Origin of the sequence: Asticcacaulis currens, from assembly GCF_028550395.1 — a bacterium.
GTDB lineage: Bacteria > Pseudomonadota > Alphaproteobacteria > Caulobacterales > Caulobacteraceae > Asticcacaulis > Asticcacaulis currens.
This window is the reverse complement of sequence record NZ_JAQQKW010000005.1, coordinates 124,947-147,244: the sequence shown is the minus strand read 5'-3', so window position 1 is coordinate 147,244 and position 22,298 is coordinate 124,947. Positions and strand designations below refer to the sequence as shown.

The 22,298-nt window shown below is 63.1% G+C and carries 17 protein-coding genes; 12 read left to right on the top strand and 5 right to left on the bottom strand.

All coding sequences use genetic code 11. The features are described 5' to 3' along the window. Positions 1-158: 158 nt before the first annotated feature. The 5 genes from PQU94_RS10005 to PQU94_RS09985 all read right to left on the bottom strand — a co-directional run bounded on the left by PQU94_RS10005 (position 159) and on the right by PQU94_RS09985 (position 9,738). Positions 159-4,418: a translocation/assembly module TamB domain-containing protein gene (locus PQU94_RS10005; protein ID WP_272741325.1), complete on the bottom strand. Its 4,260-nt coding sequence runs from the start codon at positions 4,416-4,418 to the stop codon at positions 159-161. Beyond that, complete coding sequence (locus PQU94_RS10000; RefSeq protein WP_272741324.1) at positions 4,418-6,640, bottom strand: BamA/TamA family outer membrane protein; 2,223 nt, start codon at positions 6,638-6,640, stop codon at positions 4,418-4,420. The genes PQU94_RS10005 and PQU94_RS10000 overlap by 1 nt, the downstream gene beginning before the upstream one ends. 210 nt (positions 6,641-6,850) lie before the next feature. Beyond that, positions 6,851-7,240 carry a hypothetical protein gene (locus PQU94_RS09995; protein WP_272741323.1) on the bottom strand — a complete coding sequence of 130 codons (390 nt, stop codon included), beginning with the start codon at positions 7,238-7,240 and terminating at the stop codon, positions 6,851-6,853. Between the two features lie 114 nt (positions 7,241-7,354). Then, the gene (locus tag PQU94_RS09990) at positions 7,355-7,705 is read right to left on the bottom strand and encodes a DMT family protein (RefSeq protein WP_272741322.1); all 351 of its coding nucleotides are present in this window, start codon (positions 7,703-7,705) and stop codon (positions 7,355-7,357) included. 143 nt (positions 7,706-7,848) lie between these two features. Beyond that, positions 7,849-9,738, bottom strand: a complete 1,890-nt coding sequence (locus PQU94_RS09985) for a tetratricopeptide repeat protein (RefSeq protein WP_272741321.1) — start codon at positions 9,736-9,738, stop codon at positions 7,849-7,851. Between the two features lie 254 nt (positions 9,739-9,992). Between PQU94_RS09985 and ruvC the strand changes: the two genes are divergently transcribed. The 12 genes from ruvC to ftsH all read left to right on the top strand — a co-directional run bounded on the left by ruvC (position 9,993) and on the right by ftsH (position 22,297). Then, positions 9,993-10,571 carry a crossover junction endodeoxyribonuclease RuvC gene (ruvC, locus tag PQU94_RS09980; RefSeq protein ID WP_272741320.1) on the top strand — a complete coding sequence of 193 codons (579 nt, stop codon included), beginning with the start codon at positions 9,993-9,995 and terminating at the stop codon, positions 10,569-10,571. Then, on the top strand, positions 10,568-11,185 hold the full coding sequence (ruvA, locus tag PQU94_RS09975) for a Holliday junction branch migration protein RuvA (RefSeq protein WP_272741319.1): 618 nt from the start codon (positions 10,568-10,570) through the stop codon (positions 11,183-11,185). The genes ruvC and ruvA overlap by 4 nt, the downstream gene beginning before the upstream one ends. A gap of 65 nt (positions 11,186-11,250) precedes the next feature. Next, complete coding sequence (gene ruvB / locus PQU94_RS09970; protein WP_272741318.1) at positions 11,251-12,294, top strand: Holliday junction branch migration DNA helicase RuvB; 1,044 nt, start codon at positions 11,251-11,253, stop codon at positions 12,292-12,294. A gap of 185 nt (positions 12,295-12,479) precedes the next feature. Then, positions 12,480-13,184 (top strand): MotA/TolQ/ExbB proton channel family protein, encoded by a 705-nt coding sequence (locus tag PQU94_RS09965; protein ID WP_272741317.1) that lies wholly within the window; start codon positions 12,480-12,482, stop codon positions 13,182-13,184. Between the two features lie 13 nt (positions 13,185-13,197). Next, positions 13,198-13,680: an ExbD/TolR family protein gene (locus PQU94_RS09960; RefSeq protein ID WP_272741316.1), complete on the top strand. Its 483-nt coding sequence runs from the start codon at positions 13,198-13,200 to the stop codon at positions 13,678-13,680. Positions 13,681-13,682: 2 nt separating this feature from the next. Further along, a complete protein-coding gene (gene tolA / locus PQU94_RS09955) occupies positions 13,683-14,489 on the top strand; it encodes a cell envelope integrity protein TolA (protein ID WP_272741315.1) in 807 nt (268 codons plus the stop codon). A 13-nt stretch (positions 14,490-14,502) separates the two neighbouring features. Next, positions 14,503-15,813, top strand: a complete 1,311-nt coding sequence (tolB, locus tag PQU94_RS09950) for a Tol-Pal system beta propeller repeat protein TolB (protein WP_272741314.1) — start codon at positions 14,503-14,505, stop codon at positions 15,811-15,813. A gap of 294 nt (positions 15,814-16,107) precedes the next feature. After that, entirely contained in the window at positions 16,108-16,662 is a 555-nt protein-coding gene (gene pal / locus PQU94_RS09945) for a peptidoglycan-associated lipoprotein Pal (RefSeq protein WP_272741313.1), read from the top strand. 225 nt (positions 16,663-16,887) lie between these two features. Next, on the top strand, positions 16,888-17,823 hold the full coding sequence (locus PQU94_RS09940) for a CsgG/HfaB family protein (RefSeq protein WP_272741312.1): 936 nt from the start codon (positions 16,888-16,890) through the stop codon (positions 17,821-17,823). A 215-nt stretch (positions 17,824-18,038) separates the two neighbouring features. Beyond that, positions 18,039-18,947 (top strand): tetratricopeptide repeat protein, encoded by a 909-nt coding sequence (locus PQU94_RS09935; RefSeq protein ID WP_272741311.1) that lies wholly within the window; start codon positions 18,039-18,041, stop codon positions 18,945-18,947. A gap of 26 nt (positions 18,948-18,973) precedes the next feature. Next, on the top strand, positions 18,974-20,218 hold the full coding sequence (gene tilS / locus PQU94_RS09930) for a tRNA lysidine(34) synthetase TilS (RefSeq protein WP_272741310.1): 1,245 nt from the start codon (positions 18,974-18,976) through the stop codon (positions 20,216-20,218). Between the two features lie 177 nt (positions 20,219-20,395). Then, complete coding sequence (ftsH, locus tag PQU94_RS09925) at positions 20,396-22,297, top strand: ATP-dependent zinc metalloprotease FtsH (protein ID WP_272741309.1); 1,902 nt, start codon at positions 20,396-20,398, stop codon at positions 22,295-22,297. Position 22,298: the final 1 nt, after the last annotated feature.

Below are 22,298 nucleotides of genomic sequence, written 5' to 3'. Positions count from 1 at the left end.
TTGGCCGCCGCCTCAATGGCGGCTTGAGCGGAATAATTTTTTGAGAAATTATCCCGCTAGAGCGAAATGCCTTTAGGTGGAAGCACCATTTCGCTCTAAATTTTTGTTTTGTTGCGATGTTTTTGCGGAAAACCGCTCACACTTTTCCGCACATCGCTCTAATAGTCCCGCGAGTATCGGAGATTGACGCTGGTGCCCGTCGTGGAGCCGACCTGTGTAAGGACCGACAGGACGCGCGACAGGGCAATCTCAATCTGGGTTGCCGTAAAGCCGCGCGTATCGGTGACGATTTCCACATAGATGTCATTGGTCAGGTACTGACCTGCCGCCAGCGCTGTGCCACGGCCCGTCGAGGCGTCGGCCCCCAGCACGCGCAGGCGGTCGATGCCGGTCACCGAGCGCAGCTTGCCCAGCGGGTTGAGACCTCCGCCCCCCTGAAGTGCCTGAAGCGAGGCCGCCAGTTGCAGGGCCTGCGTCGCCGACAGATTGCCGACATTCTGTCCGAACAGCAGGCGCGACAACACCTCGTCCTGCGGCAGGGCCGGGCTGGAGCCGAAGGCAATCTGAGGGTTCTGGGCCCGGCCCGACACGCCGATGGTGCCGGTCATGTCGCCGACCTTGGTGGTGGCGGTCAGGGCGATTTCCGGATTGGTCAGGCTGCCGCCGTCGAAGGTGATTTCCCCCTTGTCGAGTTCAAACTCGCGCCCGGAGAAGGCATAGGTACCGCGCAAGGCATTGAGCCGCCCCACTACGCGCGGGTCGCGCGTGGTGCCGCCGACGTTGAGGTTCATCTTCCATTCCGACTCCAGCCCCATACCGGAAACGAAGATCTGATTGTCGGCACGCAGGCGGATATCGAGGTTCCACAGGGTGGGGGCGACGTGAGTCGTCTTGCGCTCCACGACACGCGCGCCTTTGATCCGCACGCCCTCCAGCTCATCGACCTTCGAAGCGCCCTGGAAGACGACCTGATAGCGGAATTCCGGCAGGTTAAGATTGCCGCGAATCCATGGGCCGTTCTGCGCATCATTGGTGACATCGAGCGTACCCGACACGGTTGAGGCCAGCGCGTCAGACGCCGCCAGCCGTGCATTATCGAGTTTCGCATTCAGCTTGAGCGGGAAGTTGTCATCGGCGCTCAGACCCACGAAGCCGGTGGCCGAGACGCGACCGTCTCCGGCGCGGCCTTCGAACTTTTGCAGCTCCAGCCGGTCATTGGAGAAGCGGCCTTCCAGAGCGATATCGCTGATGCGCGTGCCGAAGGTCAGGTGCTCATAGGTCAGGCCGTTGCCGCGCACCAGACCGTTGAGGCGGGGCTGGCGCAGTGTGCCCGACAGGTCGGCGGCCAGCGCCACATTGCCGGTCATCTGCTGATCCCCAAGACCGGCGAGTGAGAACAGCACGCTGGAGGGGCCGTTGAAGCGCAGGCCGCCGGAGACGGCCCCGCTTTGCAACTGCTGCGTCCACGCGCCGTCCCCGCGCGGGTCGATGCTGAGGGTGAAGCGACCGATATCGGCCGTGCCCTGCCGCAGCAGGCCGCGCGCCTCGGAACGGTTTTCGCTCAGGGACGCCTGCATCTGGATGTCCAGCGGCGTCGAAACGCGGGCAATGGTGGTGCGCGTCAGATTATTGAAGCTGAGCTGCATCTGCGCCTGTGGAAAGGCCTTGCCGCGTTGGGTGTAGTCGAGCCCGCCGGACACGGTGCCATTGACCCCCAGATTGGGGTCGATGAGATTGAGAATGCTGAGGTCAAAGCGATCAAACTGCGCCTGCGCGCGGAGGACCTCGCCAAAACGTCCGGCCAGATTGACCTTGCCTTGCGCCGTCATCAGCACCGCCGGGGTCAGCACCCAGTCCTCACCCTGACGCACGACGCGGGCGGGGCGTTCCAGCGCAAACGGCACCTGACCGGCGCGACCGGACAGGGCAATCAGGGCGTCATCGGGTGACACCTGCGCATTGGCCGCGAGGTTGAAGGCGGTACCGGCATCGCCATTGGCGATCATCTGTACCGTGCCGCGCATCCCTTTGAGGTCGATGCGGGCGCGGGCCTTTTCGACGTAGGTCTGGCCATAGATCACGTCGGCCAGTTGCACATCGCCCTTGAGGGTCGGCTGGTCGTCCAGGCGCGCCGTGGCCTCTATAATGGCGCGCCCGATGCGGATTTCGGCCGCGCCGGGCAGCAGGGCATTGTTGGCGCGGGCCGAGACCTGCGCGCCCTGCACGGCGTCAAAGGCCAGCAGACGCGCCGTGCCGTTGATGCCCCGCCCGGTCAGGTTCAGCGTACCCGTAAAGGGGCCACTGGTCGATTGCACCACGCGGCCCTGCGCGCTGAAGCCCGCCACCTGCGCCGTGCGCACGTCGATGGCCAGCGGGCCGTCGCTTTTCAGCACCACCACGTCCGCCTTCAGCGGGCCATACTTCGAGCCGCCTTCGGCCGTAATGGCATAGCCTTGCGGCGTGGTATTGAGACGCGCCACCACCTGTTGCAGCCCCAGTCCCAGATCGGGCTTTTCCGCGCGCAGGGTCAGGGTGGGGGCCTTCAATGTCCCCCCGGCGTCGGCGCTCAACGGCCCGTATTTTGCCGACTGCGCCGCCAGTTTGAAATCGAGCCGCCCTTTCGACACGCGGCCGCTGGCCGAGGTCAGGCGGAAATCGGGCGCCGTCAGGGTCAGGCGTTGCAGGATGACATCGCCATTGGCGGTGGTGTTCATCGCGCCGGAGAATTTGAAATTGCCGCCAAAAAACGACTTCAGGCCGCCATTGTCGAGGCGCAGGCTTTCGCCATCGACCTTGCCCACAATGCCGAAGCCGCCGGCCTTGAGCTGACGCAGATCGGCATCGACAACCAGATTGAACAGGCCCACGCCATCGACCAGATACTGGTTGATACGCCCCTTAAGAGCGCCCTCGTAACGGCCCTCCGACGGCTGAGCGAGGATGATGGCCGTGCCATTGATCTTGTCCGAGCGGATTTTGAGATTGTCCGACAGGATTAGGCCGTCCGACCAGGCCAGATCGCCATTAATCGTGATATTGCTGACCAGGGACTCCGCCGCCGCATTCAACCCGGTCATGTGTCTGGCCGAGGCCTTGACCGGGATCAGGATATGGTCGCCATTGAGCCGCGACTTGCCCTCGGCGCGCAACTGATGCACCACAACGTCATTGAAGCCTATACTGCCGGCCGACAGCTTATAGTCGATCAGCGGGCGTTTGAACGCGCCATCCAGACGCACGCTTGCCACAATATCCTTGCCGTTCAGTCCCTTGGCGATATTGGCGGGTTTGAGCAGGGCGGCGTTGATCGTCAGATCACCGAACGCCCCTTTTCCCAGATCGACGCGACCTTTGGCATTAAGAGTCAGGGCATCGGCGGCCAGAGCCAGGGTGCCATCGGCGACGCGGTCTTTAAATGTGGTCGAAAGATCGACACGGACGGCCGGGGACAGCATGTCCGACAGCGGCGGCACGATGGCCTGCGGTCGCGCCGTGCCCTTCACACCGAACAGGCCGTCACGCGCCGTCAGACTCAGATCGGCCAGAGGCTGTTCCCCCGCCGTGCCGCTGAGGCGGCCGTTCCATGCCTTCCAGTCGCCCTTACCCTCCAGCCGCAGGGTCAGAGACGTCTCCAGTCTGGCCAGTCCCGTAATGGCACCGTCCTTCGGGGCATCGACCGCCGCACTCAGGTCAAAGCGGTTGGCATCGGGCTGCGCATCGAGCGTCAGGACGGCGCGATCACCGCGATCGCCGCTCAGGCGGGCGTCGATCAGGGCGCGCCTGTTTTTCAGATGGGCCGTGCCGCTAAGGTTCAGGGTCTGGGCGTCTCCGGTCACCGGCGGGGCCAGATAGAGGGCCCTGATATCGACCTTTTCGGCGTCGATGCGCAGATCGGGCAGGGTGAAGGGTTCGGACGGCGTGGTTTTGGCCGTTTCGCTCAGGGCGGGTTGCCGCAGCCATTCGACGCGCGGCGACGACAGTTCGCGCACATCCAGATGCTTGTTCAGCAACCCAAAGGGCCGCCAGTTGAGCCGCACCGCCGGGCTTTTGAGGAAGACGCCCTGCGCATCGGACAGGATCAGGTCGTGGATGGTGAAATCGCCATAGATCGAGCCGTCGATGCGCCCGACACCGACCCTCAGACCGTTATCGGGCTTGAGGCCGGTGATCTGAGAGACGATAAACCGCTTGCCCGGCGCGCTGTCGAGCGCGGCCACGCCGATCCCGCCCAGTACCAGCAGGCCGCCCAGCGCACCCCCGGTCCACATCAGCGCCTTGCGCCACGTAAACGGCGTGCGCACCGGGGCGGGACGCTCCGGTGGTGGCAGGGTGTCGTCCGTTTCCGGACGCGCGTGGTCCTGTGCCTCGGTCGCCGGTTTTGCCGTTTCAGGCGTGTCGGGGGTCGGGTTCTGCGTCATCAGAAGGCCTGCCCGATACCGACATAGAGAGAGACGGGCGATTCCCCGTCGCGGCGTGAGATCGGCGTGGCGATGTCGATGCGAATAGGCCCGAAATTGGTATAGTAGCGCGCCCCGATGCCGACGCCAAAACGCAGGTCGGAGAACTGCGGAAACTCTTTGTCATAGACCTGACCGACATCGACGAACGGCACGATACCGATATTGCCGGTGCGATAGCGCGCTTCGAAGGCCAGCTCGACCGAAGAGCGCCCGCCGATCGGATTGTTGTTATTGGCCGGGTCGCGCGGCCCCAGTTCCTGATAGCCGAAGCCGCGTACCGAGCCGCCGCCCCCGGCATAGAGACGCCGCGACGGGGCGATTTTCGAGGTTTCGGCTCCGGCGATGGAGGCGACCTGTGCCCGCGTCGCCAGAACGACCTTTGGGCTGACTTGGCGGTATAAGGTGGCGCTGGCGACATTGGCGATGAAATTGCCCCCACCCCCGTTGAGCGACACGGTCGGCGTCGATTGCACGCCGGCGCGCCAGCCGCGCACCGGATTGAGCAGATTGTCCGAGCGGTCGTAATTCAGTTTCAACGGCACCGAGGCGTAGAAGTAGTCATCCTGCACATTGGCATTGCGTCGCTTGGAAAAGCCGGTTTCGCGCGTTGCCAGCACCTCGGCCCCGTAGGACCAGGTCCAGCGCTTTTGCCACAAAGGTGTCGAAACGCGCGACACATTCACGCTGAGCGAAATGGTCTGCGCCTCGTAGGAATCGTAGGCCTGATTATTGAAGGCGGCGCCATACTGAAAGGTGCGGTCGCGGCGTTTGGCGTTGGAGCGCCGGAAGGAGACGCCAAGGCCCTGTTCCTGCGTTCCGGCAATGACCGAGGCGATCAGCGCGCCTTCGGGCGGGCGGAAGTTGCGGTGCGTCCAGTTGAGTTCGGTGCGCAGGCCCTGACCGGTGGAAAAGCCGATATCTCCGGCCAGTGTACGCGGGCGTCCCGCATTCTGAGTAATCTTCAGGTCGACGACCGCCGTGCCATCGGGGTTCTTTTGCTCGGTCAGGACCGGTTCAACGGCCACTGAGGCGAACAAGCCGGTGGCCGACAGGGCCTGACGCAGATCGTCCATCTGACGGCTGTCGTACAGGTCACCGCTGTCGAAGCGCGACAGGACGCGCACATGGTCATCGCCAAAGGCCTGACGCTGCCCCTCGGAGCGAATAGCCCCGAAGCGGGCGCGCGGGCCGGTGGTGACGGGCAGGGTATAGTCGCCGGTGCGCGTCTGCGGGTCGATGAGTACGTCGCGCAGGCCCAGCTCGGCAAAAGGATAGCCCTGCTGCGGCAGGACCAGAGCCACATTGGCTTCGGCGGACTTGATCAGGGTGGCGTCCACCGGATCGCCCACCTTCAGCGGCAGATTGTCCGTAATCAGGGTGGGTGGTTCGGTGGGATCGGCCTTCACGGTCACTGACGACAGGGTGTAGCGTTCCCCGGCCCGTGCCGAGACGCGCACCTGCGCCCGACCCTGAGTGCGGCCGGTTGCGTCCTGAAGGCTCTCGCCCGGTTGCAGGATAGGGGATTCGATGCGTGCCACGACCACGGCGTCGTAATAGCCTTCGCCTTTCAGCAGGCGCAGCGCCGTCTGCTCATCCTCGGTCAGACGGGCGCGCAGCATGGCGGCATTGGCCGCTTCGCCCTTGCCGGACTGAAGGGCGCTGAGATCCTTGAAACGATTTTCGAGGCCCAGCGCCGCCAGGCCATCGACGTGCAGATCGTAGCGAATGGCGGGCGCAGCCTGCCGGGTTTCGCTCAGGATGACGGGGGCGGCATCGGGGTTGAAGCTGTCGAGTGGCGGCAGGGCGGCGGTCAGGGCCGGGTCGTCGGCGGGCGTCAGCGGCGGCAACTCTGTCGGTTGCGCAGAGGGATCCGGTTCGCTAACCCCCGATGGTGGAGGGGGAGGTGCCGCTGTCGCCGGAACCGTCGGTTGCGGCGTGCCGGCAGGCGATGTCTGGGCAGGCGACGTCTGGGCAGGCGATGTCTGGGCAGGCGCGCTCAGGGAGGGCAGGGCCTTTTCGAAATCGTCGTCGCTGATGATCGGCGTGTCGATCACCGGGGCACCGGTAGCCGGGGGCGTCGGCGCGGTGCGTGCCTCGGTCACGGGCTGAGCGGGTGTCTGGGCCGTCGCCTGTCCTGCCAACCAGGTAAATGCCATCAAGGCCGGAGCCGCCAGACGCAAAGGACTATCCTGTCAATCAATACTGCAAACCTGACGGACCCTGTGTAACGGCCTCCGCCACCGGCTTTATGCACGCCGGATACATAAAAAAGCACTTAGATAATCTGTCGCTGCGCCACCCTCTGACGCCACCCCTGTCGGACGCAGGGCGTAAATCAAAAAGCGTCCGGCGTGAACCGGACGCTCTTGAGGCTCAGCCCTGCGGGCAGCCTATTTCTTCCACCACCAGCCATCCGACTTCTTGGGGTAGTCCTTGGGGATGTCGGTACGGCCGCGCGCCACGGTGGCGTCGGTGCAGGACACCGGACGCGAGCCGCCGACCTTGCCTTCCATACCGAGCGAGGTCGAGTCGGGCTTGTTCTGGGCCGTGACGGTGACCAACTTGCCATCCTGATTCATATGGACTTCGGTCTTGCTCTGGGAGTCGTAAGTCATCACCTGCGGCGCCGTGCCGTTCGGTTCAAACTGCGCCACGCAGGCATCGGCGCGCTGCGCCTGAGTACGCGCATCCACATAGTCGTAACGGGGACCACCGGGTTCACAGGCCGAAAGCCCACCCATCAGCGCAAAACCCCCCATGATTACCAATGCGCGTTTCATACCTATCCCTCGAAATGCGGCCGCAAAAATATGGTTAACGTCTATAGTGGCACAGATGCCGTCTGAGTCAAAGCCTTAGAATGTGACGTTTTTTGTCGGTGTCGCTTCCCCGCATCACCCCTTATAGAAGATGAACCCGGCCCCCAGCGCGATCAGGGTAAAACCGACAATATGCGTCCAGCGGATCGCTTCGCCCAGATAGAAGACCGAAAACAGCACAAAGACCGACAGGGTGACGACCTCCTGAATGGTTTTGAGCTGGGCCGCCGAGAAGACGCCATAACCGATACGGTTGGCCGGGACCATCAGGCAGTATTCAAAGAAGGCGATGCCCCAACTGACGAGAATGAGGACCCAGAGCTTTTCATGCTTGACCTTGAGATGGCCATACCAGGCGAAGGTCATGAAGACGTTGGAACCGATCAGCAAAAGCACGGTCATCAGACCGGGGGGCAAGGCAGGCATCAGGCAAGTCTCACTAGAAAGGCATTCCCAGAGCCATTTCAATGACCGTGGGTATAAGCCGGACACACGGCTTTGACGCCCGCCATACGGCGTTCAGTTATAAGATTTCAAGCTGTCTTTGCCGGGAAGCGTCCTTTACCGCGTCAGGCGCTGAGGCGTTCGGCGTCGCGGCGGGCATTTTCGGCCATGGCCTTGAGGCCTGCATGATCCGGCACGCGCGCCGACAGTTCGGCGAAGACGCGGTGGGCGTGCTGGTAGAGCGGGGCGGCTTTCGGCCCGTCGCCCATAAGTTCACGCACCTGCGCCTGCTTTGCCAGAGCGATGGCCAAAGCCGAGCGTTTTTGGAGATTGTCGGGGTCTTCGGCAGAGAGTTCGCCCCGGATACGGCTCAGCTCCTCGAGCGCCTGCGCCGTGTGGCTCAGGTGCCCGCCCGTCTGCGTCAGGTCGGCAAACTGCGTCAGCAGGTCAAGGCGCGTATCGCGATCGGCGACGATGCCCAGCGCCCGACCCAACACCGGGAGCAGCTTGCCCGTCTCATTGGCCATGCGATAGCGGTGGATGAGGTACATGTGGATATTGCCGTCGGCGGGGTCGAGGGCCGACACCTGCTCATAGGCGTGCATGGCCGCCGTATCGTCGCGGCCCATGTGCAGGGCGCCATAGATACGCCATAGCTCGGCGGCCTTTTCCGGCAGACGGGCATCGGCAAAGGCCTGCGCCTCCTGCGCCATGACCGCCGCGCCGCCGCTCAGATCGCCCTGAGTGATGCGGGCAAAGGCTTCGCGGCTTTGCAGGGCGCTGTCGTGATAAAGCTGGCCGAGACGCACACGCAGTTCCCCTTCGGCGATGTCGCGCGTGGCATCGGGCCAGTGGGTGAGGGCCGCCGTCAGGGCGCGGTTAATCTCGGCCTGCGGATCAACAGGCTGCGGATCGGGGGTCACGACCTGAGCGGCCGGCAAAGGCTCCGCAACGGTTTCGGCCACGGGCGTGATTTCGGGCGCGACCTCTCTGACCGGATGAGGGTCGGATACCGGCCGGGATTCGACCGGTGCCGATTCCAGAACCACGGAATCAAGCAGGGGGGCGTTGTCTGCAAAGGTTCCGCTATCCGAAAGGGCTTCCGACAGGGCCTTATACTCCGCCGTCGATTTGATCGGCGTATCGGTCATCAGTTCGCTGATCAGTTCAGGCCTGGCCACGCGCGGCGGGGCGTCGGAATGGACCTCCTGCGCGCGCACGGCGTGCACCTCCTCGACGCTGGTGACCGAGGTCGGATCAGGCTTGTCGATAAAACGCATGGCCGAATGGATAACGGCGTTGATGTCCGGCGCCGCCTCCGGTGCCGTGCGGGCTTCCGGCCCTTCGTGCAGCAGGGCGGCGGCGATGGGATCGCTCACCACAGCCTGTACGTCTTCGACCGGGGTTTCGACGGGTAGGACTTCGACGGGTGCGGCTTCGGCCTCTTCGGCGACCGCCGCTATCGGCTCGGGGGCGGTTTCGGTCGCAGCTTCCGGACGGAAGGGGATGATTTCGGCGCTGGGCAAGGGTTCGGACGGGGCCTGCGCTACAGGCTCAGCCGTGGGCTCCGCAAGAATCGTGGGCACAACAGGCACAGGCGCAGAGTCGAGCGGGGCTTCGAAGCGCAGTGACGCCTTGCGCGTATTATCGGCCACCAGTTGCGGCGTGAGCGGCGCGGCCGGGGTCGGAGCTTCCAGGATTTCCGGCGCGATTTCGGAGATCGGTGCCGAAGCCACCGCTTCGACTGGGGCGCGTCGGGCGGGTTTGCGGCGGGGCACCATCAGACTGGCCACCGTGCCGACAACCCCCACCAGCAGGCCGACAAGGCCCAGAGCCAGCAGGCCGGACATGGACGGCGTGATACGCACCCAGTTGACCCAGTCGGCGAGATACAGCCCGGCGGACAGGGGAGCGCCCCCGTTAATCAGCGCGAAGGCCACCGCAGCCCCGGCCGCAATGGCAACACCGATAAACAGGCCTGCATTGGCGCGGGAATGTCCCTTGTGTGCCGCCATGTCCATAACCCCCATTAACCGTACATTGATAAACCTTAACCCCAAGCCGGTGTTCTTGACAATCGCTTCCTGCGCCAGTTTGGGGCAGGACCACCGCTCAAAGCCTGATTTTGGTTCCGTTCATGCCTGTCGGTGCAGATTTCAGGCCACGGTTCAGACCCGATCCAACCCATCAATCGCCGGGACTGAACACCTTGGGCGACGGCAAGAATTGCCGATTGCACAGGGCGCGGCGAAGGGGTAATGCTGAACGAATGCAGAACAACAGGATTCGCATTATCGGTCTCGACCCCGGCCTGCGCCGCCTCGGCTGGGGGATTCTGGACGTCGAAGGGGCGCGGCTGAACTGGGTCGCGCACGGCGTCATCCTGCCCGAAGAAAAGGCCGAACTGTCGGTGCGCCTGCTTTATCTGTTCGAAGAACTGGGCAAGGTCATCCTTCAGTATCGTCCGCAAGAAGCGGCGATTGAAGAGACGTTTGTCAATATGAACCCCGCCTCGACGCTGAAACTCGGCCATGCGCGCGCGGCCGCCATGCTGGCCCCGGCGCAGGCGGGTCTGAGCGTGGCGGAATACGCGGCGCTGGATGTCAAGAAATCCGTGGTGGGGGCGGGGCGCGCCGACAAGGATCAGATCCTGTTTATGATCAAGCGTCTGTTGCCGCGCGCCGCGACGGCGGAAAACGGTCTCACTGCCGATATGGCCGATGCACTGGCCGTGGCGGTGACCCACGCGCATAAGCGCAAGCACAGGATGCTGGAGCGCACCCCGAAAAGTGGGGAGCGGTTTTCGGGAGCAGGGGCGCGACCCCTTAAGAAAGGGGCGGCGGCATGATCGGACGGTTGCGCGGTATTCTGCTGGAAATCGAAGAGGACGAAGCCCTGATCGAGGTGATGGGGGTCGGCTATATCGTCAAGTGCGGCGTGCGCACCCTGGCCAACCTGCCCGGCAATGGTCAGGAGACGATCCTGCACATCGAGAGCCAGACGCGCGAAGACGGCACGCGGCTCTATGGCTTTCTGTCGAAGGATGAACGCAAGACCTTTCAGCAGCTTCTGACCGTGCAGGGTGTGGGGCCCAAGGCGGCGCTGTCGGTGCTTGATATACTGACGCCACACGAACTGGCCCTGGCCGTGGCGCACGAAGACAAGACCAAGGTCAACAAAGCCAACGGGGTGGGGCCCAAGCTGGCTCAGCGCATCGTGATCGAACTGAAGGGCAAGGCGCTGGCGGTCGGGGAGGCCTTTGTGCCCATGGCCCCAGGCGTGGTTCTGGCCTCGGTGAGGCCGGCGGTCAGTCTCAACGGCGAGAGTGTGGCCGCCCTTATGGGGCTGGGCATTCCCGAGGCGCAGTCGCGGCAGGCAGTCGAAGCGGCGGTGAAGGCACTGGGCCCTGAAGCCGAACTGGCGGCGGTGATCCGGGCGTCTCTGAAGTTGATTGGTAAGTAATTAAGCGCGGCCCCAAAAGTGTGAAGCGGTTTTGGGATCAAGCCGCGCGTTATTAAGGATAACTCATGGCGCGTATCATTTCCGGCGAACCGACGGACGACGAGGTCGAAGCCTTTGCCTCCGACCGCGCCCTGCGCCCGCAGAGCTTTGATGACTTTGTGGGGCAGGCCCCCCTCAAGGCCAATCTCAAGGTCTTTGTGCAGGCGGCTGCGGCGCGCAAGGAAGCGCTGGATCACGTGCTGTTTTATGGTCCGCCGGGTCTGGGCAAGACCACGCTGGCGCAGATTGTGGCCAAGGAACTCAAGGTCGGGTTTCGTGCGACGTCCGGCCCCATGCTGGCCAAGGCCGGTGATCTGGCGGCCATCCTGTCGAATCTCGAACCCAATGATGTGCTGTTTATCGACGAAATCCACCGCCTGAGCCCGCAGGTGGAGGAAATCCTCTATCCGGCCATGGAAGACTATGTGCTGGACCTGATCATCGGCGATGGTCCGGCGGCGCGCACGGTGCGAATCGATCTGGTGCCGTTCACGCTGGTGGGGGCGACGACACGGGCGGGCCTGTTGTCGCAGCCGCTGCGCGACCGTTTCGGCATCCCGCTACGGCTGGAGTTCTACACGCCCGAAGAGCTGGTGCGCGTGGTCATGGGCACCGGGCGCAAGATGGGCGCGGTGATGAGCGAGGACGGGGCCTTTGAAGTCGCCTCGCGTTCCCGCGGTACGCCGCGCGTCGCCGGACGTCTGCTGCGCCGGGTGCGCGACTTCGCCACCGCCGAAGGGGCCGAAGTCATCGACAGAAAAGTCGCTTCGCGCGCGCTGGCCCGGCTTGAGGTCGATCCGTCTGGGCTCGATCAGCTCGACCGCCGCTATCTGACGGCCATGATCGAAAACTATAATGGCGGGCCGGTGGGGCTGGAAACCATCGCCGCCGCCATTGCCGAAGCGCGCGACGCCGTCGAAGACATGATCGAGCCTTATCTGATGCAGCAGGGCTTTATCCAGCGCACGCCGCGCGGGCGCATGGCCTGCGCACGGGCCTACATGCATCTGGGGCTCAATCCGCCGGCCAATGGCTCGATTGCCCCCTCGACCGGCGATCTGTTTGACTGAGGCTTCCGGATTTTCCGGAATTTTATGCCAAGAGCGCCACATTAATGTCGCCAAACCTATGTCAGGATGCCAAGCCTGTGGGTGAGGTGCCACGGCCCTGTAAAAAACACCCATTTTGCGCCTTTAAAAATTTGGTCGCATGGTTAAGCTAGGGTCAATCGCGCCTATTGCCTCAGGAGTTGTTCATGGAAGCCGCCCACGCCGCCGAGTCCCTCAGCTTTATCGACCTGTTCCTGCGGGCCGACTGGGTTGTGAAGGGCGTCATGCTTCTTCTGGCGCTCGGGTCGCTGTGGTCATGGGCGATTATCATCGAAAAGGGCTTCAAACTGGCCAAGCTGAACAAGGAGGCGGCGGGCTTTGAAGCAGAGCTGGCCTCCGGACGCGCGCTTGAGGACATCGCCGCCAAGCACGGTACCCAGCCGACCGCGCCCTTTCCAAAGCTGCTGGTGACGGTGACGGCAGCGTGGAGCGAATATAAGGGCAAGAGCATTTCCGCTCCCGAAGGCGAACTGCTTCTGTCGCGCGTCGATCGCGAACTGAACCATGTCATTTCGACCGAGGCCGACGCCATGGAAGATGGCCTCAGCCTCCTGGCCGTGGTCGCTACCGCGGCCCCCTTTATCGGCCTGTTCGGCACGGTCTGGGGCATTATGAACGCCTTTTCGGCCATTGCCTCTCAGGGCGACACCAATCTGGCCACGGTCGCCCCGGCTATTTCCGAAGCCCTGTTCGCCACGGCCATCGGTCTGGGCGCGGCCATTCCCGCCTATATCTTCTTCAACCTCTACAATGCCAAGGTGGCGCGTTTTGTGGGCCGCCTCGAAGGCTTTGCCGATGAACTGATGGTGTCCGTCACCGGTCGCCTCGGCGGCAAGCTGGCCGGTCGCTGAGAGGGGCACGCACATGGCAATGGGTAATGCAGGCACAGGCGGTGGACGCCGGCGCGGCAGGCGGCGGGCGCGTCGTGGCGCGCTGGCGGAAATCAACGTCACGCCGATGGTCGATGTCATGCTGGTGCTGCTGATCATCTTCATGATCTCGGCGCCGCTTCTGACCTCCGGCATCAAGATCGAACTGCCCAAGACCGAGGCAGCGGCGTTGAAGGATGAGGGCGATCCTATCACGGTGTCGATCCAGCGTGACGGTGCGCTCTTTGTCATGGACGATGCGGCCACCTTCGATCAGTTGACGCCGCGCCTGATGGCTATGACCGACAACGACACCTCAAAGCCGATCTATGTGCGTGCCGAAGGGACCGCGCCCTATGAGACGGTGGCCAAGGTAATGGCGCGTCTGTCCACGTCGGGCTTTACCAAGATCAATCTCCTCACCGAAAACCTCGGCAAGACGCAGAAACCGGCCCCGGCCGGGGAGGCGGCACCGTAACCATGAAGATGGGTCGCGCCCTTATCGGTTCGCTTCTCCTGCACGCGGGTGTGCTGGCGCTTGCCTTCCTCAACTGGAACACCCTGCCGGAGGCCAAGCCGGTGGTGTCGGTGCCGGTGCAGGTCGTGGCCGAACTGCCTGAACGCTCGATGGCTGCCGCGCCCAAGGATGAGCAGGCCGTGCTGGAGCCGGTACCGGAGCCCGCACCGTCTGAGCCCGTGCCGACGCCTGAGCCAGAACCGGTCCCGACACCTCCGGCGCCGAAACAGCCGGTGCCTGAGGTGAAGAAGGACACCAAAAAGCCTGAGCCGAAGAAGCTGGAACCGGTGAAACCGGCCCCGGCCAAACCGGACCCCAAGGGGATGCAGAAGCCGAAGCCTCAGACGCTTGACCTCGATTCTCTGTCGCAGATGAAGTCGTCGCCGCCCAAGTCGAACACGCGCACCCCCGCGCGGCCGACGCGCACACCCACCGACGGGTCTTCGGCGCGGGGGAGCGCTGCGGCGGATACAGGGCCGGCCTTGAACGCGCTGACGGCGAAGCTGCAACGTCTGTGGTCGCCCAACTGCGATGTGCCGGGCGGTAATCAGGTGCGCGCCGTCATTGCCTTCACCATTTCGCCGAATGGCCGTGTGATCAAGGGGCCGGAGTGGGAAAATCCCCGCAACGATCCGGTGTGGCAAGCGGCCGCCGGTCGTGCACAGGCCGCGGTCAAAAAGGGTGAGTTGTACGACAATCTGCCCGACGGACTTTACAATCAACCTCTGGAAATCACCTTCAACGCGCAGAAGGCCTGCGCAGGCGCATAACGGGAGGCCCCATATGAAACCCTTAAAAATCGCCGCCGTCGCCTTGGGGACGTGGCTTGCCATAGCGGCGGCCCCTCTGGCCGCTTTCGCGCAGGCGCCGATCCGTGCTGAGGTCAATGAGGGCGTGATCGCCCCCCTGCCTATCGGCATCGACATCGAGTCGAGCGGCTCCGATCTTGGGGACAAGATCACCAAGGTGGTCATGTCGGACCTGGAACGGTCGGGCTTCTTCAAGCCGATCGACCCCAACGCCTTCATCGAGCAGAGCGTCGGCATCGACGCCACGCCGACCTTTGCCAGTTGGAAGACCATCAATGCGCAGGCGCTGGCCAATGGTGTCGCGCGCGTCGATGCCGAGGGGCGTCTTCAGGTCGATTTCCGCCTGTGGGATATTTTTTCGGAGAAGCAGCTTCTGGGGCAGTCGGTCACGGCAACGCCGGAAAACTGGCGCCGCATCGCGCACAAGATCGCCGACGCCATCTATGAAAAGCTGACCGGCGAAGAGGGCTATTTCGACACCCGCATCGTCTTTGTCGCGGAAAGCGGTGGCAAGGGTAAGCGCGTCAAGCGTCTGGCCATCATGGATCAGGACGGGGCCAATCCCTCCTATTTGACGGATGGCTCCTATAAGGTAATGACACCGCGTTTTTCCGCTGACTCGCAGGAAGTGGCCTATATGGTGCTGCGCGAGGATTCCGCGCGCATCTATGTCTTCAACATCGAAACGGGCCGTCAGGAGGCCGTCGGACAGATCAAGGGCATGGTCTTCGCGCCGCGCTTCTCGCCCGATGGGACCAAGCTGGCCTATTCGGTGGCGCAGGGCGGCAATACCGACATCTATGTAATGGACCTGCGCACGCGGGCCACGCGCCGTGTCACCACCGATCCGGGTATCGACACCTCGCCGTCCTTCTCACCGGATGGATCGACCATTGTGTTTAACTCTGACCGGGGCGGTTCGCCGCAAATCTACGCCATGAATGCCGACGGTACGGGCGTGCGCCGTATCTCGTTTGGCGGCGGTGTTTATTCGACGCCGGTATTCAGCCCAAAGGGCGACAAGATCGCCTTTACCAAGCAGTCCGGGGGCCGCTTCTCGATCGGCGTGATGGATGCCGGTGGCGGCAATGAGAAGCTGCTGACCTCCTCCTTCCTCGAAGAAGGGCCGACCTGGGCCCCCAATGGTCGCTACATCATGTTCTTCCGTGAGCCGCCGGGATCGCTGCCATCGCTGTGGATGGTTGAGGCTTCGGGGCGTATCGAGCGTCCGGTACCCTATGCGGGCGGCGCGTCCGACCCGGCCTGGTCACCGCGACTGAAATAGACGGGAAACCGCAGGGCCTGCCGCATCGGTAGGCCCTTTACCTACCGAAAACTGATTTTTGCCCGCCTATATTCCCATTTTGCGCGCGTAATTTTTGCCACAACACTGCTTTTTGAAGACTGTGATCGCGCCGTCGCAACATCTCTGCCACAAGACTGTTACACAGCGTAACTAAATGTGGGTTAAGGGTTTGACAAATCCGTTTTGAGGCGGAAAAGTAGGACCATTCATTTTCTCAGGAAATGGCTTGCTGTTTCCGTCAACTTTACAATTGTTCCAACAAGGGGTTTTTCGATGACCAAGTCTGTATTCAAACTCGCTCTGCTGGCCTGTGCCACGCTTTCGGTGGCGGCCTGCGCCGGTAAGAAGCCAGAAGTCGTGACGCCCCCGCCGGCCGTCGCCGAACAGCCGACCCCGGCCCCGGCCTATACGCCGCCGCCCGCCGCTGACACCACTCCGCTGCCGCCGACCGGCCCGGTTCCGGGTTCGCAGCAGGACTTCGTCGTCAATGTCGGCGACCGCGTCTTCTTCGATCTCGACCAGTCGTCGCTGCGCGAAGACGCCAAGGCCCTGCTGGACAAGCAAGCGGCCTGGCTGGTTCGCTATCCGGCCGTGAAGATCCGCATCGAAGGCAATGCCGACGAGCGCGGCACCCGTGAATACAACTTCGCTCTTGGGGCGCGTCGCGCCGAGACCGTGTCGCAGTACCTGACCGCAAAGGGTGTGGTACCGGCGCGCATCTCGACCATCTCCTACGGTAAGGAAAACCCGATTGCGACTGGTGACGACGAACAAGCCTGGTCGCAAAACCGTAACGCCCACACGGCTATCACCGAGGGCGCGCAATAAGCGTTCCGACGGCAAGCGCCGAATGACAGAAAAGGGTCCGGTTCGCCGGGCCCTTTTTCATACCCCGAACAGGGGAGGGGCCGCTCTCAGGCTTGCCGCGATCCGTGTCGCCTGCTATCGCAAGGGCGTAGAGTTCGTGTCGCCTCGCCCAGAGTCGCGTATTCGCTTGGGGCAGATGACCGTCATCAGAACACCATCCCGACAATTCATTCCAGGGGGTAAGATATGCACAGATGTTTAAGCGCCGTCGCGCTGGCGGCTCTGGTCGTGCCGGTTGCAGGCATGGCTCAGACGGCCAAGCCATCCAAGGTCCAGCAAACCCAGAACAGCATGATGGACTCAATCCCGAAATGCACCAAGAAACTGGGCACAATCTCCATCGTCAACGGTGACGATGAGCGCGGTTGGGCGCAAAACAATCTGGCGCCGCCGCAAAAGTTATTGCGGGTGATCGTGCAGAAGTCGGGTTGTTTCTCGCTGGTTGATCGCGGGGCCGGTATGAACGCTGCTCAGCGCGAGCGTGATCTGGCCGCCGGGATCGGGCTTCAGGCCGGCTCCAATGTCGGCCAAAACCAGATCAAGGCCGCCGATTTCGTGCTGGTGGCAGAGGTTGCGGCGGCGGACTCCAACACCGGTGGCGGTGGGGCGGCCGGTATTATCGGCGGCATGGTCGGTGGTCGGGCTGGAGCCGTCATCGGCGGTTTCCGTACCAAAAAGCTTGAGGCCAATACGGTTTTGTCCCTGACGGATGTCCGCACCTCGGAATCCAACTCGTTCGAAGGCAGCGCTGCCAAGAATGACCTGACCTGGGGCGTGGGCGGGGGCGTCGGTTTTGCCGGTGCGGTCGGCGGCGGCTACGAAGACACCGAAATAGGTCGCATTGTCACCCAGGCCTTCATCGTCACCTACACCAACATGGTCAAGGAGATGGGTGGACTCGACATTGGGGGGAAGGCGGCCGCACCGCAGCGCTCGTTTGTCGTGATGACGCCGACCAGCCTGCGCGCTACGCCGGCGACGACTGGCAAGATGATCCGCGCCTTGCCGAAGGATCTGCTCCTTTATCCGACCGGGAACAAGGACGGCATGTGGTGGGAAGTCATGGACGACAACGACAATGTCGGCTGGGTTCAGAATGACAAGCTGACCGCTGCGAAATAAGGCGAAAAACCCTGTCACTTTGACGGGGTTTTTTTATGGCCTTTTCCGCTTGCGTCTATGTAGGGGGTGTCATGAGATGCCGCTCTCTGGTCACATCCGGCGTCTTAATTTTGCCGGACTGCGCCGTCACGATGGAAACCGTCACAAAAATGGTTGACATCTGAGGCGCGCTCGTCAGGTATTTGAGGACGCGCCCCACAGGTTTCAGGACACGCATGACCCGCCAGAGTTTAAAGGCCACTCTTTCCGCCCTGACGATCGCCCTTGCCACGGCGGCTGCATTCGATGTGGCCGCGCCGACGCCCGCGCATGCCCAGCTTTTTTCCATCGACCAGAGCGAAGCGGACGACAAGTCGCCGCCGGTCGAGTGGGACAAGAAGCGTCTGGAGCGCCTGGACCGCAATGTCCGCAAGCTGGAACGCGCCATCACCAATTATGAGGGCAAGACGGGCAAGAATGCCGGACCGCCCGCTTTGATCGAGCCCGACCCCGAGGTTGTGGCGCTTCAGGCGACGGTGGAAATCCTGTCGCGCAAGGTGGATGATCAGGCGCAGCAGATCACCCAGTTGACGTCGCAGATCGAGGAAGCCGGTTTCGCGGCGCGCAAGGCCAATGAGAAGATCACCGGCCTTGAGGCGCGTATCGGCACGCTGGTGCAACGTCTCGATCTGGTCGAAGCGCATCTGAAGGATGTCGATGCGGCCCTGGCTGGCCCGCCGCCGCCCCCGCCCACCACGGGCACGGCCGAAGGCGATTTTAATCAGGCCTATGACCTGCTGACCAACGGGAATATGGACGACGCCGAGCGCGCCTTCACCGAGTTTACGACCAAGTGGACCAGCGCTCCACAGGCGGCTGAGGCGTGGTTCCGTCTGGGGCAAATCCGCACGGTCAAGGGCGATGTGTCCGGTTCGGTCGCCGCCTATGCCACCTCGCTCAAGGGCTGGCCCAAGACGAGCTGGGCCCCCGAAGCCACGGTGAAACTCGCGAACGCCCTGTCGCAAACCGACTCGGCCAAGTCCTGCGTCGCGCTGGCCGAGTTTAACAAGCGCTATGCAGCGGGCGCGTCGGCGGCCATCAAGTCGCAGGCCAAGGCGCTGGCGACCAAGGGCAAGTGCAGCTAATCAGTCCGGATTTAAGAGCGAGGCTTGTGGTCAGTCTGGAGGCTTTTCCGGACCTTGCCGCAAGCCTTTCGCGTTTTGCGACCTACCTTGATGGTCCGGCGCACCGGCCTGTCGGTGTGGCCGTTTCCGGGGGCGGTGATTCCGTGGCCCTGCTCCTGTTGCTGTGGCTGTGGGGGCAACGACCGCTGGAGGTCTTTACGGTCGATCATGGTATCAACCCGCTCGGTGCCCACTGGGCGCAGGGCGTCGAAGCGCTGGGGCGCGAACTGGGCGTGCCGGTTAGCGTCCTGCGTTGGGAAGGCGAAAAACCGCAGACCGGGCTTCAGGCGGCGGCGCGCCGGGCGCGGCATCATCTGATCCTTGATGCGGCTCGGGCGAAAGACATCCGCGTCCTGTGTCTGGGGCACAATGCCGATGACGTGGCCGAAGCCGCGGCCATGCGTACCGAAGGCTCGACGGTCGGCTCGCCGAAACCGTGGTCTCCTGCCCCCTTCTGGCCGGAGGGGGAGGGCGTGTTTTACCTGCGCCCGCTGCTGGGCATCGGTCGGGCGCGGCTGCGTGAGTGGCTGAGCGCGCTGGGGGTGGCCTATGTCGATGACCCGGCCAATACCCATCCGGCCTATCTGCGGGCGCGGGTCCGCCAACAGGGGGTGAAACCTGTTCTTGCGGAGCATCAGCGCGACGCCAACCCCGTTGCGCCGGAGCCAATAGCGGTGACCGGACGCACCGCGGGGGCCTATTTTCAACGGCCCGACCTGCCGTCGGCTGCCCTTCTCTCCGCGCTGATCGTCTGCGCCGGGGGCGGGGACAAACTGCCGCGTCAGGCCGAAATTGACCGCATCCTTGCCGGAGCTGCCGCTGGCCGCAAGCGCTTCACCCTGTGCGGGGCGCGCATCGCCGCCCATGACGGTGGCTGGCTGATCTGTCGCGAGCCCGGCGACCTGACCCGGAATGGGGCAAAGCCTCAGCGCATCGGCGATATCTGGGACGGGCGATACCGATTGCCCCCTTATGCGCTTGAGGCCGAAATCGTGCCGGCGGGAGGCTATCTCAATGCTCTGCCCCCGGAAGATCGCCTGCGTCTTAAGGCTCTGCCGCCCGCCGTGCGCGCGGCCATGCCGGTGGTGAAGACGGGGCAGACGGTACGCCTTCTGGGGGCAGGAGACTTGCAAGACGTGATTTACAACCGGTTGCGGGCGGCATTGGGACTGATCCGCTGCGAATCCGAAGCGGTTCATCCCGTGTTTTCCTGCGGAGAGCCGGTAGCGTAGCGTTAAAGAGCCTACTATATAGGTTCCAGACACGGACGGCTTCGCGCTGCTGTTGAGACCTGCGGCCGTCCTGGTCGCATATGAGACCCGCGGTCGTCCTGACCGCATATGAGACCCGCGGTCGTCCTGACCGCATGTGAGGACCCGCGGTCGCCCAGACCGCATGTGAGGAAACGTATGAATTTTCGTGCTCTGACGATTGTCGGGATTCTTCTGGCGGTTCTGCTGGTCGGCTATGCCGTCGTTGGCAAGGCCCCGTACCAGAACGCGCCGAAGGAAATGAGCTATTCGGTGCTCAAGGAACAGGTCAATGCGGGTCAGATCGTGGCGGTCGAGATCGACCGCGATCAGGCCACGGTCACCGACACCAACAAGCAGAAGCATAAGGTCGTCATTCCTTATCCGAACAGCGATACGGCGGACTGGCTCGATTCCAAGAATGTTAAGGTCAATATGAAGACCGTTACGACGCCGTTTCTGGTGTCGCTGCTGTCGGGCCTGCTGCCGATCTTGCTGATTGTCGGCCTGTGGCTGTTTTTCATGCGCCAGATGCAGGGCGGCGGTCGTGGGGCCATGGGCTTCGGTAAGTCGAAGGCGCGCCTTCTGACCGAGCACAAGAACCGCGTCACCTTTGCCGATGTGGCGGGCGTCGATGAGGCCAAGGAAGAATTGCAGGAGGTCGTCGATTTCCTGAAAGACCCGACCAAGTTCCAGAAGCTGGGCGGCAAGATCCCGAAAGGCGCGCTGCTGGTTGGTCCTCCGGGGACGGGTAAGACCATGCTGGCCCGTGCTGTGGCCGGGGAAGCGGGCGTGCCCTTCTTCTCGATTTCGGGTTCGGACTTCGTGGAAATGTTCGTCGGCGTTGGGGCCTCGCGCGTGCGTGACATGTTCGAACAGGCCAAGAAGAACGCGCCGTGCATCATCTTTATCGACGAAATCGACGCGGTGGGTCGCCATCGCGGTGCCGGTCACGGCGGCGGCAATGATGAGCGCGAACAGACCCTCAACCAGTTGCTGGTCGAGATGGACGGCTTTGAGGCTCAGGAAGGCATTATCATCATCGCCGCGACCAACCGTCCGGATGTGCTTGACTCGGCCCTGCTGCGTCCGGGCCGCTTCGATCGTCAGGTGACGGTGCCGAACCCCGACCTGACCGGTCGCGAAGCCATCCTGCGCGTGCACATGCGCAATGTGCCATTGGCCGTCGATGTCGATGTCAAGGTGGTGGCGCGCGGTACGCCGGGCTTCTCCGGGGCCGATCTGGCTAATCTGGTCAACGAAGCGGCTCTGATGGCGGCGCGCAAGGACCGCAAGCTGGTCACCATGAAGGATTTTGAAGACGCCAAGGACAAGGTGCTGATGGGGGCTGAACGCCGCTCGATGGCCATGTCCGAAGCCGAAAAGAAGCTGACGGCCTATCACGAAGGCGGTCACGCCATTGTGGCGCTCAAGGCTCCCGAAGCCGATCCGGTGCACAAGGCGACCATTATTCCGCGCGGCCGTGCGCTGGGTATGGTCATGCAATTGCCGGAAGGCGACCGCTATTCGCAGAACTATGTGCAGATGACCTCGCGTCTGGCCATCCTGATGGCCGGCCGTGTCGCCGAAGAACTGATCTTCGGCAAGGATCAGATCACGTCGGGTGCCTCATCGGATATCCAGCAGGCGACCCGTCTGGCCAAGGCTATGGTCACGCGCTGGGGCTATTCGGACGCGCTGGGCCTGGTCAACTACAAGGACGCTGAGGACGAGCATGGGGCCTTTGGCCGCGACGTGTCGGAATCGACGGCTCAGACCATTGATGGCGAGGTCAAGCGTCTGGTGCAGAGCGGCTATGACGAGGCCAAACGCATCCTGACCGAAAATCTCGACAATCTGCATCGTCTGGCGAAGACCCTGCTGGAGGTCGAAACCCTGAGCGGCGAAGAGATCGAAAAGGTCCTGCGTGGCGAAGAGATCGTCCGCGATGAAGACACGGGCATCCTGATCGAAAACACCACCCGTCTGGCAGTGCCGACGACCGATGATCCGGAGCCTCTGCCGGAGACCGTAGTGCCGGAGGTCAAGGAAGGGGCCTGAC

Bases quoted from the DNA above. Each gene is read 5' to 3' on its own strand.
- tolA (WP_272741315.1), top strand. From the start codon at position 13,683: ATGAAGATGGGTCGCGCCCTTATCGGTTCGCTTCTCCTGCACGCGGGT.
- ruvC (WP_272741320.1), top strand. From the start codon at position 9,993: ATGCAGAACAACAGGATTCGCATTATCGGTCTCGACCCCGGCCTGCGC.
- PQU94_RS09965 (WP_272741317.1), top strand. From the start codon at position 12,480: ATGGAAGCCGCCCACGCCGCCGAGTCCCTCAGCTTTATCGACCTGTTC.
- PQU94_RS09985 (WP_272741321.1), bottom strand. From the start codon at position 9,738: ATGGCGGCACACAAGGGACATTCCCGCGCCAATGCAGGCCTGTTTATC.
- tolB (WP_272741314.1), top strand. From the start codon at position 14,503: ATGAAACCCTTAAAAATCGCCGCCGTCGCCTTGGGGACGTGGCTTGCC.
- ruvA (WP_272741319.1), top strand. From the start codon at position 10,568: ATGATCGGACGGTTGCGCGGTATTCTGCTGGAAATCGAAGAGGACGAA.
- PQU94_RS09960 (WP_272741316.1), top strand. From the start codon at position 13,198: ATGGCAATGGGTAATGCAGGCACAGGCGGTGGACGCCGGCGCGGCAGG.
- PQU94_RS10005 (WP_272741325.1), bottom strand. From the start codon at position 4,418: ATGACGCAGAACCCGACCCCCGACACGCCTGAAACGGCAAAACCGGCG.
- pal (WP_272741313.1), top strand. From the start codon at position 16,108: ATGACCAAGTCTGTATTCAAACTCGCTCTGCTGGCCTGTGCCACGCTT.
- ftsH (WP_272741309.1), top strand. From the start codon at position 20,396: ATGAATTTTCGTGCTCTGACGATTGTCGGGATTCTTCTGGCGGTTCTG.
- PQU94_RS09995 (WP_272741323.1), bottom strand. From the start codon at position 7,240: ATGAAACGCGCATTGGTAATCATGGGGGGTTTTGCGCTGATGGGTGGG.
- PQU94_RS09990 (WP_272741322.1), bottom strand. From the start codon at position 7,705: ATGCCTGCCTTGCCCCCCGGTCTGATGACCGTGCTTTTGCTGATCGGT.
- PQU94_RS09935 (WP_272741311.1), top strand. From the start codon at position 18,039: ATGACCCGCCAGAGTTTAAAGGCCACTCTTTCCGCCCTGACGATCGCC.
- PQU94_RS09940 (WP_272741312.1), top strand. From the start codon at position 16,888: ATGCACAGATGTTTAAGCGCCGTCGCGCTGGCGGCTCTGGTCGTGCCG.
- ruvB (WP_272741318.1), top strand. From the start codon at position 11,251: ATGGCGCGTATCATTTCCGGCGAACCGACGGACGACGAGGTCGAAGCC.